Source organism: Conexibacter sp. CPCC 205762 (genome assembly GCF_030646155.1).
GTDB lineage: Bacteria > Actinomycetota > Thermoleophilia > Solirubrobacterales > Solirubrobacteraceae > Conexibacter.
In genome coordinates, this window is record NZ_JAUTDN010000005.1 from 226,619 (window position 1) to 244,868 (window position 18,250).

Annotated in this window: 19 protein-coding genes; 10 read left to right on the forward strand and 9 right to left on the reverse strand. The window is 73.9% G+C overall.

The features are described from left to right. Positions 1-8: 8 nt before the first annotated feature. Together Q7L73_RS07675 and Q7L73_RS07680 are read right to left on the reverse strand one after the other, a co-directional pair. On the reverse strand, positions 9-947 hold the full coding sequence (locus tag Q7L73_RS07675) for a DUF4430 domain-containing protein (protein WP_304687834.1): 939 nt from the start codon (positions 945-947) through the stop codon (positions 9-11). Further along, positions 944-2,488 carry a DUF4430 domain-containing protein gene (locus Q7L73_RS07680; RefSeq protein WP_304687835.1) on the reverse strand — a complete coding sequence of 515 codons (1,545 nt, stop codon included), beginning with the start codon at positions 2,486-2,488 and terminating at the stop codon, positions 944-946. Before Q7L73_RS07680 ends, Q7L73_RS07675 begins: the two co-directional genes overlap by 4 nt. Before the next feature lie 232 nt (positions 2,489-2,720). Between Q7L73_RS07680 and Q7L73_RS07685 the strand changes: the two genes are divergently transcribed. Then, on the forward strand, positions 2,721-3,275 hold the full coding sequence (locus Q7L73_RS07685) for a cob(I)yrinic acid a,c-diamide adenosyltransferase (protein ID WP_304687837.1): 555 nt from the start codon (positions 2,721-2,723) through the stop codon (positions 3,273-3,275). Here the strand turns inward: Q7L73_RS07685 and Q7L73_RS07690 are convergent, their stop codons facing one another. Further along, positions 3,276-4,133 carry a phosphatase PAP2 family protein gene (locus Q7L73_RS07690; RefSeq protein ID WP_304687839.1) on the reverse strand — a complete coding sequence of 286 codons (858 nt, stop codon included), beginning with the start codon at positions 4,131-4,133 and terminating at the stop codon, positions 3,276-3,278. 138 nt (positions 4,134-4,271) lie between these two features. Here Q7L73_RS07690 and Q7L73_RS07695 point away from each other — a divergent pair, with 138 nt between their 5' ends. From Q7L73_RS07695 to Q7L73_RS07705, 3 genes are all read left to right on the forward strand, one after another. Continuing rightward, positions 4,272-4,895 carry an FKBP-type peptidyl-prolyl cis-trans isomerase gene (locus tag Q7L73_RS07695; RefSeq protein ID WP_304687841.1) on the forward strand — a complete coding sequence of 208 codons (624 nt, stop codon included), beginning with the start codon at positions 4,272-4,274 and terminating at the stop codon, positions 4,893-4,895. 69 nt (positions 4,896-4,964) lie between these two features. Further along, complete coding sequence (locus tag Q7L73_RS07700; protein WP_304687842.1) at positions 4,965-6,698, forward strand: pyruvate dehydrogenase; 1,734 nt, start codon at positions 4,965-4,967, stop codon at positions 6,696-6,698. Positions 6,699-6,723: 25 nt separating this feature from the next. Next, a complete protein-coding gene (locus Q7L73_RS07705) occupies positions 6,724-7,830 on the forward strand; it encodes an FAD-dependent oxidoreductase (RefSeq protein WP_304687843.1) in 1,107 nt (368 codons plus the stop codon). A 6-nt stretch (positions 7,831-7,836) separates the two neighbouring features. Here Q7L73_RS07705 and Q7L73_RS07710 read toward each other — a convergent pair whose 3' ends face one another. Beyond that, positions 7,837-8,295 carry a carboxymuconolactone decarboxylase family protein gene (locus Q7L73_RS07710; protein ID WP_304687845.1) on the reverse strand — a complete coding sequence of 153 codons (459 nt, stop codon included), beginning with the start codon at positions 8,293-8,295 and terminating at the stop codon, positions 7,837-7,839. A gap of 76 nt (positions 8,296-8,371) precedes the next feature. Between Q7L73_RS07710 and Q7L73_RS07715 the strand changes: the two genes are divergently transcribed. From Q7L73_RS07715 to Q7L73_RS07725, 3 genes are read left to right on the forward strand one after another with little or no spacing between them, the layout of a single operon-like run. Beyond that, complete coding sequence (locus tag Q7L73_RS07715) at positions 8,372-9,250, forward strand: sigma-70 family RNA polymerase sigma factor (protein ID WP_304687847.1); 879 nt, start codon at positions 8,372-8,374, stop codon at positions 9,248-9,250. 37 nt (positions 9,251-9,287) lie between these two features. Next, positions 9,288-10,007, forward strand: a complete 720-nt coding sequence (locus Q7L73_RS07720) for a hypothetical protein (protein WP_304687849.1) — start codon at positions 9,288-9,290, stop codon at positions 10,005-10,007. Continuing rightward, on the forward strand, positions 9,998-10,654 hold the full coding sequence (locus tag Q7L73_RS07725; protein WP_304687852.1) for a peroxiredoxin: 657 nt from the start codon (positions 9,998-10,000) through the stop codon (positions 10,652-10,654). The genes Q7L73_RS07720 and Q7L73_RS07725 overlap by 10 nt, the downstream gene beginning before the upstream one ends. Positions 10,655-10,681: 27 nt before the next feature. Here the strand turns inward: Q7L73_RS07725 and pcaC are convergent, their stop codons facing one another. The 5 genes from pcaC to pcaH form a co-directional block, all read right to left on the reverse strand. Further along, positions 10,682-11,071: a 4-carboxymuconolactone decarboxylase gene (gene pcaC / locus Q7L73_RS07730; protein ID WP_304687854.1), complete on the reverse strand. Its 390-nt coding sequence runs from the start codon at positions 11,069-11,071 to the stop codon at positions 10,682-10,684. Next, positions 11,068-11,877, reverse strand: a complete 810-nt coding sequence (locus Q7L73_RS07735) for an alpha/beta fold hydrolase (RefSeq protein ID WP_304687856.1) — start codon at positions 11,875-11,877, stop codon at positions 11,068-11,070. The genes pcaC and Q7L73_RS07735 overlap by 4 nt, the downstream gene beginning before the upstream one ends. Further along, the gene (locus Q7L73_RS07740; RefSeq protein WP_304687858.1) at positions 11,874-13,085 is read right to left on the reverse strand and encodes a lyase family protein; all 1,212 of its coding nucleotides are present in this window, start codon (positions 13,083-13,085) and stop codon (positions 11,874-11,876) included. Before Q7L73_RS07740 ends, Q7L73_RS07735 begins: the two co-directional genes overlap by 4 nt. A 154-nt stretch (positions 13,086-13,239) precedes the next feature. Beyond that, the gene (pcaG, locus tag Q7L73_RS07745; protein WP_370552363.1) at positions 13,240-13,809 is read right to left on the reverse strand and encodes a protocatechuate 3,4-dioxygenase subunit alpha; all 570 of its coding nucleotides are present in this window, start codon (positions 13,807-13,809) and stop codon (positions 13,240-13,242) included. After that, on the reverse strand, positions 13,809-14,555 hold the full coding sequence (pcaH, locus tag Q7L73_RS07750) for a protocatechuate 3,4-dioxygenase subunit beta (RefSeq protein WP_304687862.1): 747 nt from the start codon (positions 14,553-14,555) through the stop codon (positions 13,809-13,811). Before pcaH ends, pcaG begins: the two co-directional genes overlap by 1 nt. 71 nt (positions 14,556-14,626) lie before the next feature. On the opposite strand from pcaH, the gene Q7L73_RS07755 reads away from it, so the two are divergent. The 3 genes from Q7L73_RS07755 to Q7L73_RS07765 all read left to right on the forward strand — a co-directional run. Then, entirely contained in the window at positions 14,627-15,553 is a 927-nt protein-coding gene (locus Q7L73_RS07755; RefSeq protein WP_304687864.1) for a LysR family transcriptional regulator, read from the forward strand. 112 nt (positions 15,554-15,665) lie between these two features. After that, on the forward strand, positions 15,666-17,324 hold the full coding sequence (locus tag Q7L73_RS07760; protein ID WP_304687865.1) for a substrate-binding domain-containing protein: 1,659 nt from the start codon (positions 15,666-15,668) through the stop codon (positions 17,322-17,324). Between the two features lie 35 nt (positions 17,325-17,359). Then, on the forward strand, positions 17,360-18,250 hold an 891-nt coding region (locus tag Q7L73_RS07765), incomplete at its 3' end, for a PKD domain-containing protein (protein WP_304715515.1).

Below are 18,250 nucleotides of genomic sequence, written 5' to 3' on the forward strand. Positions count from 1 at the left end.
GCGGGAGGTTACGCCCCTGGCTGTCTCAGGACCGGCAGCGAGACGTCTCTGCCGCCGTCGATCGCGAGCGCGAAATGGTCTCTGAGCCGCTGCATGTCGAGCGACTGGGCCGCGATCTCGACGCCGTCGAGGTCGGTGCCGGTCAGCGCCCAGGTCGGCACCTGGTCGCCGAGCTTGACGGCCGCGACGAGGCCGGCGCCGGTGCTCGCCGTCACTCTCGTGTCGCCGTGCTCGTCGAGCAGGTCGAGATTTCTGCCACTGTCGTCGAATCTGGCGAAGACGCCGGAGGAGGCCGGGCCTCTGTCGATCAGCCGCAGCGCCTGGTCTCTGCGCAGGTCGCTCCAGGTGCCGACCATCACGCGCAGCACCTCGGTCTCGACGTTGGTCCCGAGCGTCTGCCGCGCGGCGCTGACGCCGATCGCCGACAGCTGCTCCTGCGCCGTCTTGCAGGCCGTCTCCGCGGAGGAGGCGCACTGCAGCACGACCGGGTAGCGCTTGCCCTCGGCGCCGTGCGCGAACGGCTCCGGGAACTGGCCGACGACCGCGCCGATGCGGTCGGAGCCGCTCCAGTCGTGGTAGTCCCACCAGACCTGGTCGCCGCCGTGCAGGTCGACCTCGTCGGCGCCCTTGTCGCCGAGGATCCCGTTGACCCAGTAGAACCAGTCGACCTTGCCGTCTCTGCCGCCGCCGGCGGCGCCCTCGATCGACTGCACGAAGCCGCCGCCGTAGCGCGTGTCGACTCTGAAGTTGCGCTCGGTCAGACGCATCACGGTCTCCGACTCGGGCAGGTCCTGCTGGATTCTGGCGCCGATCACTCTGCTGCCGAAGTCGTGCGTGACGAGGATCCGAGCGTCGCCGCTCTTGTCCCCGGCGCCGGCTCCGCAGCCGAGTGCGACCGGCGCCAGCAGGGCGGCGGCCGCGGCGAGTGCGATCTTCTTCATCTTCATCGCGGCAGGCTCTTCTCGCAGGCGCTCGCCTGCTTGCACCAGAACCAGACGACCTGCTGGCCGCGCTTCAGCGGACCGCTGCCGAACGGGCCGGCCGGGTCGGCGGCGCCGGCCGTGCCGAGCCTGCCGCCGACGGCGAAGACCCAGCCGGCCTGGCCGGCGGCGCGCTTGCCGGCGACCGTCGTCACGTAGAGGCCGCTGCCGTCAGCGGCGCGACGGCCGCAGGAGCCGAAGTCGGCGAGCCTGACCGACGGGCTGCCGCGGTGCGCGACCGCGAGCAGCGCGGCGAGCGGGGTGCCGCCGGCGACGGCGCAGCGCTTGCCGCCGACCGAAGCGGTCGTCCCGCTCGCGGTGACGGTCGTGCGCGCGAGCGTGCGGCCGGAGGAGCCGACGACGCGCACGCCGACACGCGGCGCGGCGGCGGCGCGGGCGTCAGCGGCGGACGCAGCGGCGAGCGCGCCCGCGCCGGACGCGGCGGCGGCCGTGGCGGCTCCTGCGACCGTGAAGCGGACCGTCAGCGGCTTGGAGGCGTTGCCGGCGCCGTCGCTGGCGAGCACGCCGAGCGTGTAGCGACCGGGCGCCAGGCGCGCCGGCAGCAGGTACGACCAGCGCGCGCGATCGGCCGCCTGGAACCACGAGGCGCCCTTGGCCGGGCAGCGGACGAAGTCGTCGAGCCTGCCGACGTAGGCGAAGCAGCGACCGTCGATCCGGCGCGTCAGTCTCAGCTCGACGATCCCGCCGTCGAGGCCGCCGGCGCTGCCGCGCAGCGTGCGCGGGCCCTTCCCGGAGGCGAAGACCTGCCCGTTGCGCAGCCCTCTGAGCGCGACCCGGGGCGGCGTCGTGTCGCTGGATCCGCAGCGATCGGCCGAGCAGAAGAGGCGCGCCGACGGGGTGCTGCCGGCGCGCGTCGCGCGCAGCGTGCTCTCGTCGCCCTTCAGCGTCACACGCGCGATCCCGCGCGCATCGCTTCTGACCGGCGCGGCGCCGCCGCTGACGGTCACTCCAGGCGCCGGGGTCGTTCTGCCGTCGGCGGCGTAGGTGACCACTCTCAGCGTCTGCCGTCTGCCCCGCGTGCGGTCGGCGACCAGGCCGAGCGGCGCGTTCGTGCAGTTGTAGTCCGGCCCGCTGGCGCAGACGAACAGCAGCACCGCGTCGCCTCTCTGCAACTGCGTGTCGCAGAGGCCGGTCGACGACGATCTGCCGTTGACCCACAGCGTCCAGTAGTCGTTGGCCGAGGCCGGTCTGACGCCGTCGATCGCCTCGACGGCGTAGCCGAGGCCTCTGAAGTACGTCGCGGTCCAGTTGCCGTCGGTCGCCTGCTGCAGCGCTCCGGCAGCGCTCGTGCCGCTGCAGGCGTGCGTTCTGTCGCCGTCCTTGACGACCGCGGCGCGGGTCGTCGTCAGGGTCGTGTCGACGAGCGTGGCGCGCGGCCCCTCGACGCGGACCGAGACCTGCGCCGGGCCGGCCGCGAGCGCGGCTGGTGCCGCGAGGGCCGACAGCGCGAGCGTGCCGAGGAGGGAGCCGAGGAACGTGCGAGGCATTGCGGTGCGCCCCTTTCCGCGTGGGCGTCTGGTCAAGCGGCCGGGGCGGCCGTGAACGAGCGCGGATCGTAGCGTGGCACCGGCCCGCATGCGCACCCCACGGCCGCCGGCGACCGGCCGCCGCTCAACGACGCGAGTGCGGGCGCGCCGGCGATCACTCAATCGAGCCGGCGGCAAATTGAGGTGACACGACCGGGGTCGATCGACGCGCGCGAGCGCTAGTGTGAGGCGCGTGACGGTCAATCTGACGCGCATCTACACGCGCCTCGGCGACAGCGGCGAGACGCACCTCGGCGACATGAGCCGCGTGCCGAAGACGCACCCGCGGATCGAGGCCTACGGGACCGTCGACGAGCTGAACGCCCACCTCGGCGTCGCGCTCGCGACGCCCGGCCTGCCGGAGCAGTACGGCGCCTGGCTCGCGCGCATCCAGAACGACCTCTTCGACGTCGGCGCCGACGTCGCCGTGCCGCACGGCGGGGACCGCTCGCGCCTGCGCGTGACCGAGGCGCAGACGACCTGGCTGGAGGAGCGCTGCGACGAGGTCAACGCGACGCTCAGACCGCTGCGCTCGTTCGTGATCCCCGGCGGGACGATGGCGGCCGCGCAGCTGCACGTCTGCCGCACCGTCTGCCGCCGTGCCGAGCGGGCCGCGATCACCTGCGGGGACGAGCTGAACGAGCAGGTCGTGCGCTACCTCAACCGCCTCTCAGACCTGCTCTTCATCCTCAGCCGCGGCGCCAACGGGCCGGACGAGCCGCTCTGGCAGCCCGGCGCGAACGCCTGATCAGCGCCTCGGCGCGCGCAGCGTCAGCAGGCTGAGGCCGGCCGCGAGCGTCAGCGCGACGACCGCGAGCGCGCCCGCGCCGACGACGAAGGCGGTGTGCTCCTGCGCGTAGGCGACGACCTGCGCCGGCCGCGCGATCAGCACCATCGCCGCCAGCAGCGCCGCGCAGGCGGCCGTCACCCCGCTCGGCGCGAGCGCCTCGCGCAGCGGCGGCGGCTCGACCCGCTCGCGCCGCTCGGGCCAGCGCGCCTGCGCCGCCGACAGCGCCGCGACCGCCAGCTGCGTCCACGTCGCTGCGACGAGGAAGCCGCCGAGCACGTCGCTCGGGTAGTGCCAGTCGAGCGTCAGGAACGAGAAGGTGACGGCGACCGCGAAGACGGCGCCGAGCGCGGCCGTCCACGGCCGCAGCCGCGCCGGCGCGACGAGCACCGCGCACAGCGCCAGCGACATCGAGGCGGTCGCGTGCCCGCTCGGCCACGACGCCGGCAGGATCTGGCCGACGTCGTCGAGCAGCGGCGAGACGCGATCGCTCGCGAGCGCCGGCTTCAGCAGCTGCGTGGTGACGTTGGCGCCGAGCAGCACGATCGCGACCGCGGCGGCCGTGCGCGGTCTGCGCCGCAGCAGCGCGACGGCGATCAGCGCCGCCACAAGCCACACGAACGTGTCGGGATCGCAGAGCGTCGCGATGTCGATCGCGAGCGGCTCCACGCGCGGCCCGTTGAGGTTGGTGAAGCCGTTGAGGATCGCGGCGTCGAGCCAGTGCACCGGGCCGAGGTGCACAGCCGTCAGGTAGACGAGCGGCAGCAGCGCTGCGGTCACGGCGGCCCCGCGCAGGGCGAGCGTGGTTCGGCGATCCATCTCCACCAGGCTACCCAGGTCGATCATCCGGCCCCGATCGTGACGCACGTCTAAATCGAGCATAAACGTTCGTTACGCCACGAATGAGAATGAATCGAACCGGCGCATGGAGTGGCTTCGCTCCGGTACATTCCGGCCGTGACCACTGCCCGAGCAACCCGATTCCTCGCGGTCGGCGCCAGCGCCGCCGCACTCCTCTTCGCCGCCGGTTGCGGCGATGACGACAAGTCGTCGACGACTGCCGCCGACACCGCAGCGGCCACCTCGACGAGCGCCGCCGACACCACCTCCACGACCGCGTCGACGCCCGCCGATCCTGCCGCGACGCCGATCAGAAACCCGTTCAGAAGACCGGTCCAGACCGCTCACCCGGGTGCGAGAGTCGACCAGCTGCAGATCAGAGACGTCACGGTCGGCGACGGCGAGGAGATCCAGGCCGGCGACACCGCGATCGTCGACTACTACGGCTCGATCTACCAGTCCGGCAGAAGATTCGACTCCTCCTGGGACGCCGGTCGCGAGCCGCTCGAGATCAGAATCGACAACGGCGGCGTGATCGCCGGCTGGTGGCAGGGCATCCCGGGCATGAGAATCGGCGGTCGCCGCACGCTCGTGATCCCGCCGGCGCTCGGCTACGGCGCGCAGGAGCAGAACGGCATCCCCGCCAACTCGACGCTCTTCTTCACCGTCGACCTGCTCGGCATCAGACGCGCGACGCCCACCGGCGCGACCGATCCGGCCGCCGCCGCTCCCGCCGGCTGAGCACGCGTCAGGCATCCGCCCGGCGGCGCGCACCGCGCGCCGCTCGGGCGATGAGCCATCCTCTGCGACATGACGACGATCGCAGAGCAGTTCGTGCAGGTCCTGCGCCAGGCCGGCGTCGAGCGGATCTACGGCCTCGTCGGCGACAGCCTCAATCCGGTCGTCGACGCCGTCCGCCGCACCGACGGGATCGAGTGGATCCACGTCCACAACGAGGAGGCGGCCGCCTTCGCCGCCGGCGCCGAGGCGCAGCTGACCGGCAGACTCGCCGTCTGCGCCGGCTCCTGCGGCCCCGGCAACACCCACCTGCTGCAGGGCCTCTACGACGCCCACCGCAGCGGCGCGCCCGTGCTCGCGCTCGCCTCGCAGATCCCGGCCGCGCAGATCGGGACGCTGTTCTTCCAGGAGACCCACCCGGAGCGGCTGTTCCAGGAGTGCTCGCACTACTGCGAGCTGGTCTCGACGCCGGCGCAGATGCCGCGCGTGCTGCGGATCGCGATCCAGACCGCGCTCGGCCGCGGCGGCGTCTCCGTGCTGGCGCTGCCGGGCGACCTCGCCGCCGAGGAGGCGACCGAGCCGACCGGCGAGAGCGTGATCGCCGAGGCGGCCGGCGAGGTCGTCCCCAGCGACGCGCAGGTGCGCGCGCTCGCCGACGCGCTCAACGCCGCGCAGACCGCGACGCTCTTCTGCGGCGCCGGCGTGCGCGGCGCGCACGCCGAGGTGATGGAGCTGGCGGAGACGCTCGCCGCGCCGGTCGGCCACGCGCTCGGCGGCAAGGAGCACATCCAGTTCGACAACCCCTACGACGTCGGCATGAGCGGCCTGCTCGGCTACGGCGCCTGCTTCGAGGCGACCCACGAGGCCGACGTGCTGGTGCTGCTGGGGACCGACTTCCCGTACACGAACTTCCTGCCGCAGAAGGCGACCGCGCAGGTCGACCGCGACCCCGCCAAGCTCGGCCGCCGCACGCGCGTCGAGTGGCCGGTCCACGGCGACGTCAAGGCGACGATCCGCAAGCTGCTGCCGCTGCTGGAGCGCAAGCGCGACCGCGCCTTCCTCGACCGGATGCTGCGCAGACACGCCGACACGCTGGAGAAGGTCGTCTCGGCCTACACGCGCAACGTCGAGAAGCACGTCCCGATCCACCCCGAGTACGTCGCCGCGCAGCTCGACGCGCTCGCCGCCGACGACGCGATCTTCACCGTCGACACCGGCATGAACAACGTCTGGGCGGCGCGCTACCTGACGCCCAACGGCCGCCGGCGCGTGATCGGCTCGTGGCGCCACGGGACGATGGCCAACGCCCTCCCCCACGCGATCGGCGCGCAGGTCTCGCACCCCGGCCGGCAGGTGATCTCGCTCAGCGGCGACGGCGGCCTCGCGATGCTGCTCGGCGAGCTGCTGACGGTCAAGATCCACAAGCTGCCGCTGAAGGTCGTCGTGATGAACAACGCCTCGCTCGGGATGGTCAAGCTGGAGATGCTGGTCGAGGGCCTGCCCGACTTCGAGACCGATCACGAGCCCCACGACTACGCCGCGATCGCCCGCGCCGCCGGGCTCGACGCGATCCGGATCGAGCAGCCCGGCGACGTCCGCGACGGCCTCGCGGAAGGCCTCTCGAAGCCGGGGCCGGCGCTGATCGAGGTCGTCACCGATCCCAACGCGCTGTCGATCCCGCCGAACGTCACCGGCGCGCAGGTGCGCGGCTTCGCGATCGCCGCCTCCAAGCTCGTCGTCGACGGCGGCGTCGGGCGGATGATCGACCTCGCCCGCTCCAACCTCCGTAACATCCCGCGTCCATGAACGGGCGCGCAGGGGTTCAACGGCTGTGACGAAGGTCGTCATCGCAGGCGGCGGGGTCGCCGCGGCGGAGACGCTGCTGGCGCTGCGTGCGGCGCCGCGCGGCGCCGAGCTGGAGATCGCGCTCGTCAGCCCCGGCGAGCAGCTCGACTACCGTCCGATCTCGGTGCTGGAGCCGTTCGGCGGCGCGCCGCGCAGGCGCTTCCCGCTCGCGCGGATCTGCGCCGAGCACGACGCGACGCTCGTCGCCGACGGGCTCGCCGCGGTCGACGGCGCGCGCAGAGCGATCGTGCTGCGCAGCGGCGGCGAGCTGCCCTACGACGCGCTCGTGATCGCCGTCGGCGCGCGCCGCGAGCCGGCGATCGAGGGCGCCCTCACCTACCTCGCCCGCGACGACGAGATGCAGTGGATCGTGCGCGAGCTGGAGCAGCGCGACGTGCGCACGATCGGCTTCGTCGTGCCGCCGCAGAGCGGCTGGTCGCTGCCGCTCTACGAGCTGGCGCTGCTGACCGCCCATCATGCCGCCGCGCGCGGGATCGGCAACATCGCGCTGACGCTCGTGACCTGCGAGCCGGAGCCGCTGGCGGTCGTCGGCGGCGACGCGACGCGGGCGGTCGCGCGCCTGCTCGGCCGCGCCGACGTGCGCGTCGTCACGGGCCGCCGCGTCAGCGGCTGGGAGCGGCGCACCGTCGCGCTCGACCCGCCCGACGCCGCGGGCCCGCTCGTCGTCGACCGGCTCGTGACGCTGCCGCGCCTGGTCGGCCCGGCGATCCCCGGCCTCCCCTGCGACGCGCAGGGCTTCATCGAGGTCGACGACCACATGCGCGTGCCCGGCCTGGAAGGCGTCTACGCCGTCGGCGACGCGACCACCCTGCCGATCAAGCAGGGCGGCCTCGCCGCGCAGCAGGCCGATCTCGCCGCCGCGCTGATCGCGCGCGCCGCCGGCCCCGACGCCAGCCAGTGGGTGCGGCTGCGGGCGATCCTGCTGACCGGCGCCAGACCGCTCTACATCCAGGCGCTGATCGAGGACGGGCGCCCGCGCGCCTCGGGCGTCTTCCAGACGCCGCCATGGGAGCCGGCGCAGAAGGTCGAGGCGCGCTACCTCTCGCCCTACCTGGCCGGCTGGAGCGACTAGTACTCGTCAGACCGCGATCGCGCCGGCGACCTGGCGGGTCGCGGCGTTGAGGCGGTTCCAGACATTGATGTTCGCGATCGCCAGCAGCAGGCCGGCCAGCTCGGCCTCGTCGTAGTGCTCGCCGGCGCGCGCCCACAGCTCGTCGGAGACCGGGTCGGGGCGGTCGGCGAGGCGCGTCAGCACCTCCGCCAGCTCCAGCGCGACCCGCTCCGCGTCGCTGAACCAGGGCGCGTCGCGCCAGGCGCCGACCGCGAACAGCCGCTCGTCGCTCTCGCCCGCTCTGCGCAGCGCCTTGGCGTGCATGTCGACGCAGACGCTGCAGCCGTTGATCTGGCTCGCGCGCAGGTTGACCAGCTCGGTCGTGCGCGCGTCGAGACCGGTCTTCGCGGCTGCGCCGTGGAGCGCGTAGAGCGCCTGCATCGCGCCCGGGGTGCTGACGGCGGGATTCTCCATCCGTGCCTGCATGAGCTTCACTCCTGTCACATCGATGGGGTGTGTGTCGTCAATGCCATGACGGATCGCGACCGAGGAATGTGACGAGATGGACGAGAACGACCGGCTGGCAGCGCTTTTCGAGGACCACCGCACCCACCTGAAGGCGGTCGCGTACCGGCTGCTTGGCTCGCTCAGCGAGGCCGACGACGCGGTCCAGGAGGCGTGGATCCGGCTCAGCCGCGCCGACGCCGGTGCGATCGACAACCTCGGCGGCTGGCTGACGACGGTCGTCTCGCGCATCTGCCTCGACCTGCTGCGCAGCCGCGCGGCGCGGCCGGAGGCGACCGGCGACCCGCTCCCGTGGATGCCGGACCCGCTGCTGGCGCCGGCCGGCGGGCTCGACCCCGAGCAGGAGGCGCTGCTGGCCGGCGACGTCGGGCTGGCGCTGCAGGTCGTGCTGCAGCAGCTCGCGCCGCCGGAGCGGATCGCCTACGTCCTCCACGACGTCTTCGCGGTCCCGTTCGAGCAGGTCGCCGAGATCGTCGAGCGCTCGCCGGCTGCGACCCGTCAGCTCGCCAGCCGCGCCCGCCGCCGCGTGCGGGACGAGGCGCCGCCGCCCGACAGCGACCTGACGGCGCAGCGCGAGGTCGTCGACGCCTTCTTCGCCGCCGCCCGCGAGGGCGACTTCGAGGCGCTCGTCGCCGTCCTCGACCCGCAGATCGTGCTGCGCGCCAGCGACCTGCGCGGCACCGGCCTGATCCGCGGCGCGACGACCGTCGCCGGCCGCGCGCTGACGTTCGCGAGACTGTCGCCGCACGTGATCCCGGCGCTCGTCAACGGGGCCGCCGGAGTGGTCGTGGCGCCGGGCGGGAGAGCGGTCTCGCTGATGGCGTTCACGGTCCGCGGCGGGCGCGTCGTCGCGATCGACGCGATCGCCGAGCCGGCGCGGCTGGAGGCGCTCGGCGCGGTCGCGGCGGTGCGCTGACATCAAGCGCCGCGGCGGCGGCGTCGATCACGGGGGCATGGTCGCCCGTCGCACGCCGCTCGCCGTCTCGCTCTGCACGCTGCTGCTGCTCGCGCTGCTCCCCGCCGCCGCTGCCGAGGCCTGGCCGCACGCGTTCGGCCCAGTCGCCGGCAACCCCGCGAACAAGCTGCTGGCGGTGCCGATCGAGGACTCCGTCTACGACCCGGCGACGCGCTGCACGAAGCGGGAGCGGCCCGGGACGGAGGCGCTGATCGCCTGGCTGGAGGAGCATGCCGAGGGCGAGTCATGGGGCAGCTACCGCTGCGAGCGCTGGGGCAGGCACTCGGCGTCGCTGCACGCCGAGAACCGCGCCGTCGACTGGCACCTCGACGCCTCCCGCCCCGCCGACCGGCGCGAGGCCGACCGCCTGATCGCGCTGCTGCTCGCGCCCGACCGCGCCGGCAACGCGCAGGCGCTCGCGCGCCGCATGGGGGTCGAGGAGATCATCTGGAACTGCGGCTACTGGGGCGCTGGGATGGACGGCCCGCGGCGCTATTCGGCCTGTCTCGACCGCAGGGGCCGCATCAGCAGAAGGGTCGACCCGACGACCGCCCACAGAGATCACGTCCACCTCGGTCTGACGAAGGCCGGCGCGGCCGCGAAGACCTCGTTCTGGCAGCTTCACCAGGCCAAAACCCGCAATTTCGATCATGTTCACTACCATCGTGAGGTATCCGGGGTTCGACCACTACTGAGAAGGGACGTTCGATGGGTTTGACGATCGGCGATACCGCTCCTGATTTCACGGCGCAGACGACTGAGGGCGAGATCAGCTTCCACGACTGGATCGGGGACAGCTGGGCGGTCCTGTTCTCCCACCCGCGCGACTTCACGCCGGTCTGCACGACCGAGCTGGGCTACATGGCCTCGATCAAGCCCGAGTTCGACAAGCGCGGTGTGAAGATCATCGCGATCTCCACCGACCCGATCGACAACCACGCGAGATGGGCGTCGGAGATCGAGTCCTCGCAGGGCACCGCGCCCAACTACCCGATCATCGGCGACAGCGACCACGCGATCGCGAAGGCCTACGGGATGCTGCCGTCCGACGTCGACGGCGACCCGACGGCGCGCACGCCCGCCCAGAACGCGACGCTGCGCAACGTCTTCGTGGTCGGGCCGGACAAGAAGGTCAGACTCGTGCTGATCTACCCGATGACGACCGGCCGCAACTTCGACGAGGTCCTGCGCGTCATCGACTCGCTCCAGCTGACGGCCAAGAACCAGGTCGCGACGCCGGCGCAGTGGAGACAGGGCGACAAGGTGATCATCGCCGGCTCCGTCTCCAACGAGCAGGCCAGAGAGCGCTACCCGGACGGGTGGGAGGAGCCGCTCCCCTACCTCCGGATCGTGCCGCAGCCGTAATCGCGTGACGCGCGGCGCCGGGCTGGCTCAGCTCGGCGCCGCGGCGTCCAGCTCGTCGAAGACGCGCTGGGCGACCGCGAAGGCGCGGTTGGCCGCCGGCACGCCGGCGTAGACGCCCGTCTGCAGGAAGACCTCGCCGATCTGCTCACGCGGGAGGCCGTCGGCGACGGCGGCGCGGATGTGCATCTCCAGCTCGTGCTCCTGACCGAGCGCCGCGAGCGTGCCGAGCACGAGCAGCCGGCGCGTCGGGCGGTCGAGCCCCGGGCGGGTCCAGACGCTGCCCCATGCGGCGCGCGTGATGTATTCCTGGAACGGCTCGGTGAACGGCGTCGCGGCGGCGATCGCGCGGTCGACGTGGGCGTCGCCGAGCACCTCGCGGCGGACCTTCATGCCGGCGTCGTAGAGCGGATCGCTCATGCGGGCTCCATCGGGTCGGGGGTGACTGCTTCGAGCTGGGCGCGCAGCAGCGCGGCGACGGCCGGCGCCTGCTCGACGGCGCCGATGTGCGCGGCGGGCGACAGCAGCCGGAGGGTCGCGTGCGGGATCGCGGCGGCGAGCTGCTCGCCGTGGGCCGGCGGGATCGCTTCGTCCTCCTGCCCGGCGATGACGAGCGTCGGCGCCTGGATGCGCGGCAGGTCGCCGCGCAGGTCCATCGCCGCGATCGCCTCGCAGGCGTCGGCGTAGCCGTCCGGCGGCGAGGCGAGCAGCATCTCACGGAGGGTCTGCGTCGCTTGCGGGTGCGCGTGCTGGAAGGCGGGCGTGAGCCAGCGCGCGAAGACGGCGTCGGCAACCGGGGCGGTGCCGCCGGCTGCGCGGACGGTCGCGGCGCGGGCGCGCCAGGCGCCGGCCGGCGGCAGCTGGGCGGAGGTGCAGATCAGCGTCAGCGTCTCGATCCGCTCGGGCGCGTTCGCCGCCAGCCAGATCCCGACCATGCCGCCGATCGAGAGGCCGGCGTACGACGCTCTTCGCAGGCCGAGGCGGTCGAGCAGGGCGAGCACGTCGGCGCCCATCGCGGCGATGCTCGGCGCGTCGTCGCCGCCGCGCGGGGAGCGGCCGTGGCCGCGATGGTCGAACGGGATCGCGCGCAGCGGCGGGCCGGATGTCTCGTCGAGCGCGGTCAGGAGCGGCTCCCACATCGCCAGCGTCGTGCCGAGCGAGCCGCCGAGCAGCAGCGCCGGCGCAGCGGCCGGACCAGCCGGCTCCGCGTGCAGGGCGACCGTCATCGCGCGGTCGTGAGGGTCGCGAGGGCAGCGTCGGTGGCGGCGGCTGCTGCGGCCACGGCGGCTTCGTCCTTCACTGGGAGGTTGGCGGCCATCCGCGCGGCGTCGACCTCGAGGTTCTCCAGCAGGTCGCGGGACCAGGCGGCGGCGGAGCCGGTGAGGGCGAGCAGATCGGTGAGGGTGGCCCACTCTGCCTGCCAGGCGCCGGCGGCACGCTCGTGCTCCTGCTCCATCGCGGCCAGCAGGGTCGTCGCGAGGCCGGGGACGCGGCGGGTGCAGGCGAGCACCGAGACGGCGGCGACCGGGTTGCGCTTGTGGGCCATCGCGCTGGAGCCGCCGCGGCCGGGCGTGCCCTCGCGCAGCTCGCCGAGCTCGTTCTGCGCCAGCAGCGTCACGTCGCGGGCGAGCTTGCCGAGGATGCCAGCGAGCGTCGCGGTCGCGCCGGCGACCGCCGCGACCGGCAGCCGCAGCGTGTGCCAGCAGAGCGGCGGCGCGGCGAGGCCGAGGTCGGCCGCGAGCGCGGCGGCGACGGCGGGATCCTCACGCCCGACCGGGCCGCCGAGCTGCGCCCACAGCTCCTGCTCGCGCACCGCCCGCAGCCGCGCGACGGCGCGATCGATCGCGACCGCCCACCCGGCCGCGCGCAGGCCGAAGCTCGTCGGCAGCGCCTGCTGCAGCAGCGTCCGGCCGATCATCGGCGTCGCGCGGTGGGCGCGCGCGAGCGCGGCGGCGGCATCGCGGGCGGCGGCAGCGTCGGCGAGCGTCGCGGCAAGCGCGTCGCGCGCGATCAGCATCGCGGCGCTGTCGAGCACGTCCTGGCTCGTCGCGCCGAGGTGGACGAACGGCGCGTCGTCGGCGCCGACCGCCTCCCGCAGCGCCAGCACGAGCGGGATCACGATCGTCGCGTGGTCGGCCGCGTCGCGCGCGAGGGCGGCGGCGTCGAAGCGCGGGGGCGGCGTGGTGGCGCCATCGGGCGCGGGCGCGGCAGCGGTGGCGGCAACAGGCGCGGGCGCGGGCGCGGCAGCGGCAGGGGCAGGCGCGTCGGGGACGCAGGCGGCCGCGATCCGGGCGGCGGCGTCGGCGGGGATCTCGCCGCGGGCGGCGCGGACGCGGGCGAGGGCGGCCTCGACCTCCAGCAGGGCGCGCAGCCAGGCGTCGTCGCCGACCGCGCGGGCGGCCTCGCCGCGGCAGTAGGTGCCGTCGAACAGCATCAGCGCTCGCTTCCGGCGCGGGGCGGCGTCAGCGGGCGCGAGCCTCGCACGGTGCCTCCGGCGCGGAGTGGCATCAGCGGGCGCGGGTCTTGCACGGTGCCTCTGGCGCGGGGCGGCGTCAGCGGGCGCGGGGCGGTGGCGTCGAGTGGCCGCATCAGAGCGCGAAGAAGACGGTCTCGCCGTCGCCCTGGAGACGGATGTCGAAGCGGTAGCCGCCGTCGCCGTCGGGGTCGGCGAGCAGCGTCGAGCGGCGCTCCGAGGGGACGGACGCCAGCACCGGATCCGAGGCGTTCGCCTCCGCCTCGTCGGCGAAGTAGATGCGCGTCACGAGGCGGTTCAGCAGGCCGCGGGCGAACAGCGAGACGAGCACGTGCGGGGCCTGCAGCTCCCCGCCGGGGCCGGGCACGCGGCCCGGCTTGACCGTCCACAGCGCGTAGCTGCCGTCTCCCTCCTCGTAGCCGCAGCGGCCGAAGCCGCGGAAGCCCTCCAGCGCGGATGGCCCATCGGGGCCGGCGCCGTGCATGTCGGCGAAGCGGCCGTCGGGGTCGGCCTGCCAGGTCTCGATCAGGTGGTCGGGGATCAGCGCGCCGCGACCGTCGTACACGCGACCGTGGAGACGCACGCTGCCCGGCGTCCCCTCCGGCACGACGAACGGGCCCTGCGGCCATGGCAGCCCGATCGCGTAGTACGGGCCGACCGTCTGCGACGGGGTCGTCGGGAAGATCACAGCTCCTCCTCGAACGGGGTCGCGGCCGGGCCGCGCAGCACGATGTCGAACTCGTAGCACTGCGCCCACTGCGGCACCGTCTCGTGCACGTTGAACGCGGCGATCAGCCGCTCTCGCGCGCGCTCGTCGCGGACGGCGTTGAAGATCGGGTCGTAGGGGAAGAAGGGATCGCCCGGGAAGTACATCTGCGTCACCAGCCGCTGGGCGAAGGCGCGCCCCAGCAGCGAGAAGTGGATGTGCGCCGGCCGCCACGCGTTGTGGTGGTTGCCCCACGGGTACGGACCGGGCTTGACCGTCACGAAGCGGTAGCGGCCGTCGTCGTCGGTCAGGCAGCGCCCGGCGCCGCTGAAGTTGGGATCGAGCGGCGCGTCCCAGTGGTCGCGCTTGTGCAGGTAGCGACCGGCCGCGTTCGCCTGCCAGATCTCGACCAGCGTCCCGCGCAGCGGCTTGCCCTCGCCGTCGAGCACCCGCCCCTGCACGATCAGCCGCTCGCCGATCGGCGCGCCGGCGTGCTGGCGCGTGAGGTCGTGGTCGAGCGGGCCGAGGCGCGCGGCGGCGCCGAGCGCCGGCCCGCTGATCTCGCTCAGCGTCTGCGGCAGGTACAGCAGCGGCGCTCTCGGGTGGCGCAGCAGCGTCGACTTGTAGGCCGGCGAATCGAGCGGCGGGTGCGTCTCGTCGCCCTCGCGCAGGTAGGCGACGGGCGTGTCGGCGATCGGCTGCCAGGCGACGGTTCTGCTCTCCATGCCGGACAGCATCTCGCCGCGCTCGCCAGAAGTACAATGCCAGTATCGACGGAACTTCCACCGATCCGCTCATGTACCCGCCGCTTGACCTGCGCCAGCTCGCCTGCTTCGTCGCCGCGGCCGAGAGCGGCACGATGACCGCGGCCGGCGAGCGGCTGCGGCTGTCGCAGTCGGCCGTCTCGCTTGCGGTCAGAGCGCTGGAGCGGCGGCTCGGCGCACAGCTGCTGGTCCGTCGCAGCGCGCGCCAGCTGCTGCTGACGCCGGCCGGGGCGCGGCTGCTGCCGGCCGCGCGCGAGCTGCTCGCGCACGCCGACGAGGTCCAGCGCGCCGGCCGCGCCGGCCCGAGCGGCGCGATCGCCGGCCCGCTGACGGTCGGCTGCTTCCGCACGATCGCCCCGCTCCTGCTGCCCGGCCTGCTGCAGAGCTTCGACGCGCTCCATCCCGCCGTCGAGCTGGACTTCCTCGAAGGTCCCGTGCCCGAGCTGGAGGCGGCGATGCGCGACGGCCGCTGCGACCTCGCGATCGCCGACGCGCTCGCCGTCAGCGACGAGATGGAGCGCGACAGCCTGTTCGCGACCCACGCCTACGCGCTGTTCGCCGCCGACGACCCGCTCGCCGCGCGCACAGAGATCGCAGTCGCGGAGCTGGCCGAGCGCGAGCTGATCCTGTTCGACCTGCCGCCGAGCCGCGAGCTGCTGCTGCGGATCCTCACCGACGCGGGGATCGAGCCGCGGATCCGCCATCGCACCTCCAGCCACGAGCTGGTGCGCGGGCTGGTCGGCCGCGGGCTCGGCTACGCGCTGCTCGTCAGCCGCCCGGCGCACGACCTGACGCACGAGGGCCTGCCGCTCGCCGCCGTCCCGCTCGCAGGCCCCGTGCCCGAGCACGAGTTCGCGCTCTGCTGGCCGCGCGGCGCGCGCCTCACGCGCCAGGCCGCCGCGTTCGCCGAGCACTGCCGCGCGCACGTGCGCGCGCAGGGTCCCGAGCTGCTGCGGTAGCGGCGCACGACACTAGTCAGGGATTGAGCACGGTTGCTAGCCTGGCCACCGTTCCAGGCCGGCCCGCGGAGGGGTGTCGGCACCCCACCACGATCACCGAGGTGACCACCGCATGGCAGCAGGAAGACTGATCGGGACGCTCGCGGCCGCGGGCGTCGCGCTGGCGCTCGCGGCGCCGCTGGCGTCGGCCGACGACATCAGAGTGCAGAGCACGTCCGACACGACCGATGCCGGGCTCGTCGAAGGGCTGCTGCGGGGCGCGTACGCCGCCGTGCAGCCGGGTGACACGCTCGCGTACAACGCCGTCGGCACCGGCAAGGCGCTGGAGAACGCGCGCGCCGGCCAGGCCGACGTCGTCATCACGCACGCGCCGTCGCTGGAGGCGCAGTTCGTCGCCGACGGCTACTCGCTCGAGCCGGCCGGGCGCGCGATCTTCTACTCCGACTACGTGGTCGTCGGCCCCGCCGACGACCCGGCCGGCGTCGCCGCGACCGCGCCGCATGACGCGGTCGCGGCGTACGAGGCGATCGCGGCTGCCGGCGCCGACGGCAGAGCGACCTTCGTCTCGCGCGGCGAGGACTCCGGCACGAACGTGCAGGAGCAGATCATCTGGGGCCTCAGCAACGTCACCAAGTCCGCCGCCAGAACCGCCGGCAGTGACAGAACCCGCTTCGAGCCGACGAGAACGGCCGACACGGTCGGCGACTACCCCGCGTGGTACGTCAAGACCGACAAGAAGCAGGGCGCCAACCTGAGAGACACCGACGCCTGCGTCCATCCCAACGGCGGCTGCTACACGATGGTCGACCGCGGCACCTTCAACAACCTCCTCGACAGAGGCGAGATCACGAGACTGAAGGTCCTCAGCGAGAACAACAGCGCCGAGGCGCGCGGCGGCAAGGACCTGCTGATCAACCCGTTCAGCGCGTACATCGTCAACCCGGACAAGATCCCGGCCGTCAACGTCGCGGCGGCCAGACGGTTCATCGACTTCCTCGTCTCGCCGGCCTTCCAAAGCGCCGTCGACGTGTGGCCGACGGCGACCCAGCCGGCCTTCCGCGCCGACGCCTTCCCGTCTGTCAGAGCGACGCTGCCGCCGACCGCGACCGCCGGCGCGGCCGCGTCGTTCACAGTCGCGTTCGCGAACAAGCAGCCCGGCGCGCCGGCCGTCGTCGGGATGCCGGTGCAGCTGCAGCAGTCGACCGACAACGGCGCCAGCTGGAGCGACGCCGGCGCGCCGGCGCTGACCGACGGCACGGGCAACGCGAGCTTCGCCCCGACCGTCAACGCGACGACGCGCTACCGCGTCAGCCTCGGCCTCTTCAAGGCGACCTCCTGGAACGCCTTCAGCCCGAGCGTGCAGGAGCTCGGCACGATCGGCGTCACGCCGGTGCCGGACCCGACACCGATCGACAGAAGACCGGCGCTGGCGAAAGACACGGTCAAGCCGAAGGTCTCCAAGCCGGCCTTCACGAACCGCTCGCTGACGCTGACGGTCAGCGAGGCGGCGACGGTCAGAGCGACGGTGCGCAAGCGGACGGTCAAGCGCGTGCGCGTGAAGGGCAAGCCGCGCAACAAGGTCGTCTGGGTCGCCGTCCGCAGCCTCAGCGGCCGCACGACGAGAGCCGCGCGGCTGAAGCTGACGTGGAAGCGCCCGCTGCCAGGCGGCACGTACCGTGTCGGCGTGCGCGTCACCGACAGAGCCGGCAACTCGCGGAGCCAGACGCTGGCGCTGCTGACGGTCCCGGCCAAGAAGGCCGTTCGCCGTTGAGCCGCGACGGTCGTCGCCTCGCTACGGTCGCGGCGATGACCGTCGTGCTCGTGACGCCCTGGGCGCCCGCGACCCGCTCCGACGCCGCTGCCGGCCCTGGCAGCGGCGTGCAGGTCACGGTCAACGAGCGCGCGGGGCGCTTCCTCACGATCGCGGCGCTGCAGCAGCTCGCCGACGTCGCCAGACGCCCGCTGGACGAACGCTCGACCAGCGGCAGAGCCGGCTCCAGCCTGCGCGGCGGCGTCTCGGCGGCGGCGCTGACGATCGCGGCCGGCGTCGCGCCGGCGCACGTGACGAGATTCGTCGTCGTGCTGCCGGGCCGCGCGCCGGTCACGCTGACGCCGGCCGAGGTCGCCGACGGCGTCAGCGGCCCCGAGGGCGTCAACGCCGCCACCTTCGACCCTGACTACGCCTCCGGCGACAGCGCCGTCGCCGTCTTCTCGCGGCCGATGCGCTCAGGCGACGACGCCAACCTCGCCGACGAGCTGATCCCGCCGATCGGCCGCCCGCTGACGGTCGCGATCACGACCGACAACCCGGAGACGCTGACGATCGACGCGCAGCGCAGCGCCGGCGAGGTCGACCCCGGCGAGCGGGTGAGCTTCAGCGCCGCCGTCGCCGCCGCGCCCGGCGCCCAGCTGACGTGGCAGTTCGGCGACGGCTCGACGCCGGTCACCGGCGCGACCGTGAGCCACGCCTACGACGTCGCCGGCACCTATACGGCGACGGTCACCGCCGTCGCGGAGGACGGCCGCAGCGGCGCGACGGCGGTCGCGGCGGTCGTCGTGCGCGGCGCGGCGGTGCCGACCCCGGGCGGGAACGACGCGGGCGGTGGCGGCGGAGGCGGCGACGGTCTCGGCGCGCCGTCGGGCGCGGGCGGCGGCGCCGGTGGCGGGAACGGCGGACGCGGCTCGGGCGGCGCCGGC

Excerpts from the sequence above, each read along its gene's own strand:
- Q7L73_RS07710 (WP_304687845.1), bottom strand. The coding sequence starts at position 8,295 with ATGCAGGCACGGATGGAGAATCCCGCCGTCAGCACCCCGGGCGCGATG.
- Q7L73_RS07760 (WP_304687865.1), top strand. The coding sequence starts at position 15,666 with ATGGCAGCAGGAAGACTGATCGGGACGCTCGCGGCCGCGGGCGTCGCG.
- Q7L73_RS07690 (WP_304687839.1), bottom strand. The coding sequence starts at position 4,133 with ATGGATCGCCGAACCACGCTCGCCCTGCGCGGGGCCGCCGTGACCGCA.
- Q7L73_RS07725 (WP_304687852.1), top strand. The coding sequence starts at position 9,998 with ATGGGTTTGACGATCGGCGATACCGCTCCTGATTTCACGGCGCAGACG.
- Q7L73_RS07735 (WP_304687856.1), bottom strand. The coding sequence starts at position 11,877 with ATGACGGTCGCCCTGCACGCGGAGCCGGCTGGTCCGGCCGCTGCGCCG.
- Q7L73_RS07680 (WP_304687835.1), bottom strand. The coding sequence starts at position 2,488 with ATGCCTCGCACGTTCCTCGGCTCCCTCCTCGGCACGCTCGCGCTGTCG.
- Q7L73_RS07700 (WP_304687842.1), top strand. The coding sequence starts at position 4,965 with ATGACGACGATCGCAGAGCAGTTCGTGCAGGTCCTGCGCCAGGCCGGC.
- Q7L73_RS07755 (WP_304687864.1), top strand. The coding sequence starts at position 14,627 with ATGTACCCGCCGCTTGACCTGCGCCAGCTCGCCTGCTTCGTCGCCGCG.
- Q7L73_RS07740 (WP_304687858.1), bottom strand. The coding sequence starts at position 13,085 with ATGCTGTTCGACGGCACCTACTGCCGCGGCGAGGCCGCCCGCGCGGTC.
- Q7L73_RS07715 (WP_304687847.1), top strand. The coding sequence starts at position 8,372 with ATGGACGAGAACGACCGGCTGGCAGCGCTTTTCGAGGACCACCGCACC.
- pcaH (WP_304687862.1), bottom strand. The coding sequence starts at position 14,555 with ATGGAGAGCAGAACCGTCGCCTGGCAGCCGATCGCCGACACGCCCGTC.
- Q7L73_RS07675 (WP_304687834.1), bottom strand. The coding sequence starts at position 947 with ATGAAGATGAAGAAGATCGCACTCGCCGCGGCCGCCGCCCTGCTGGCG.
- pcaC (WP_304687854.1), bottom strand. The coding sequence starts at position 11,071 with ATGAGCGATCCGCTCTACGACGCCGGCATGAAGGTCCGCCGCGAGGTG.
- Q7L73_RS07720 (WP_304687849.1), top strand. The coding sequence starts at position 9,288 with ATGGTCGCCCGTCGCACGCCGCTCGCCGTCTCGCTCTGCACGCTGCTG.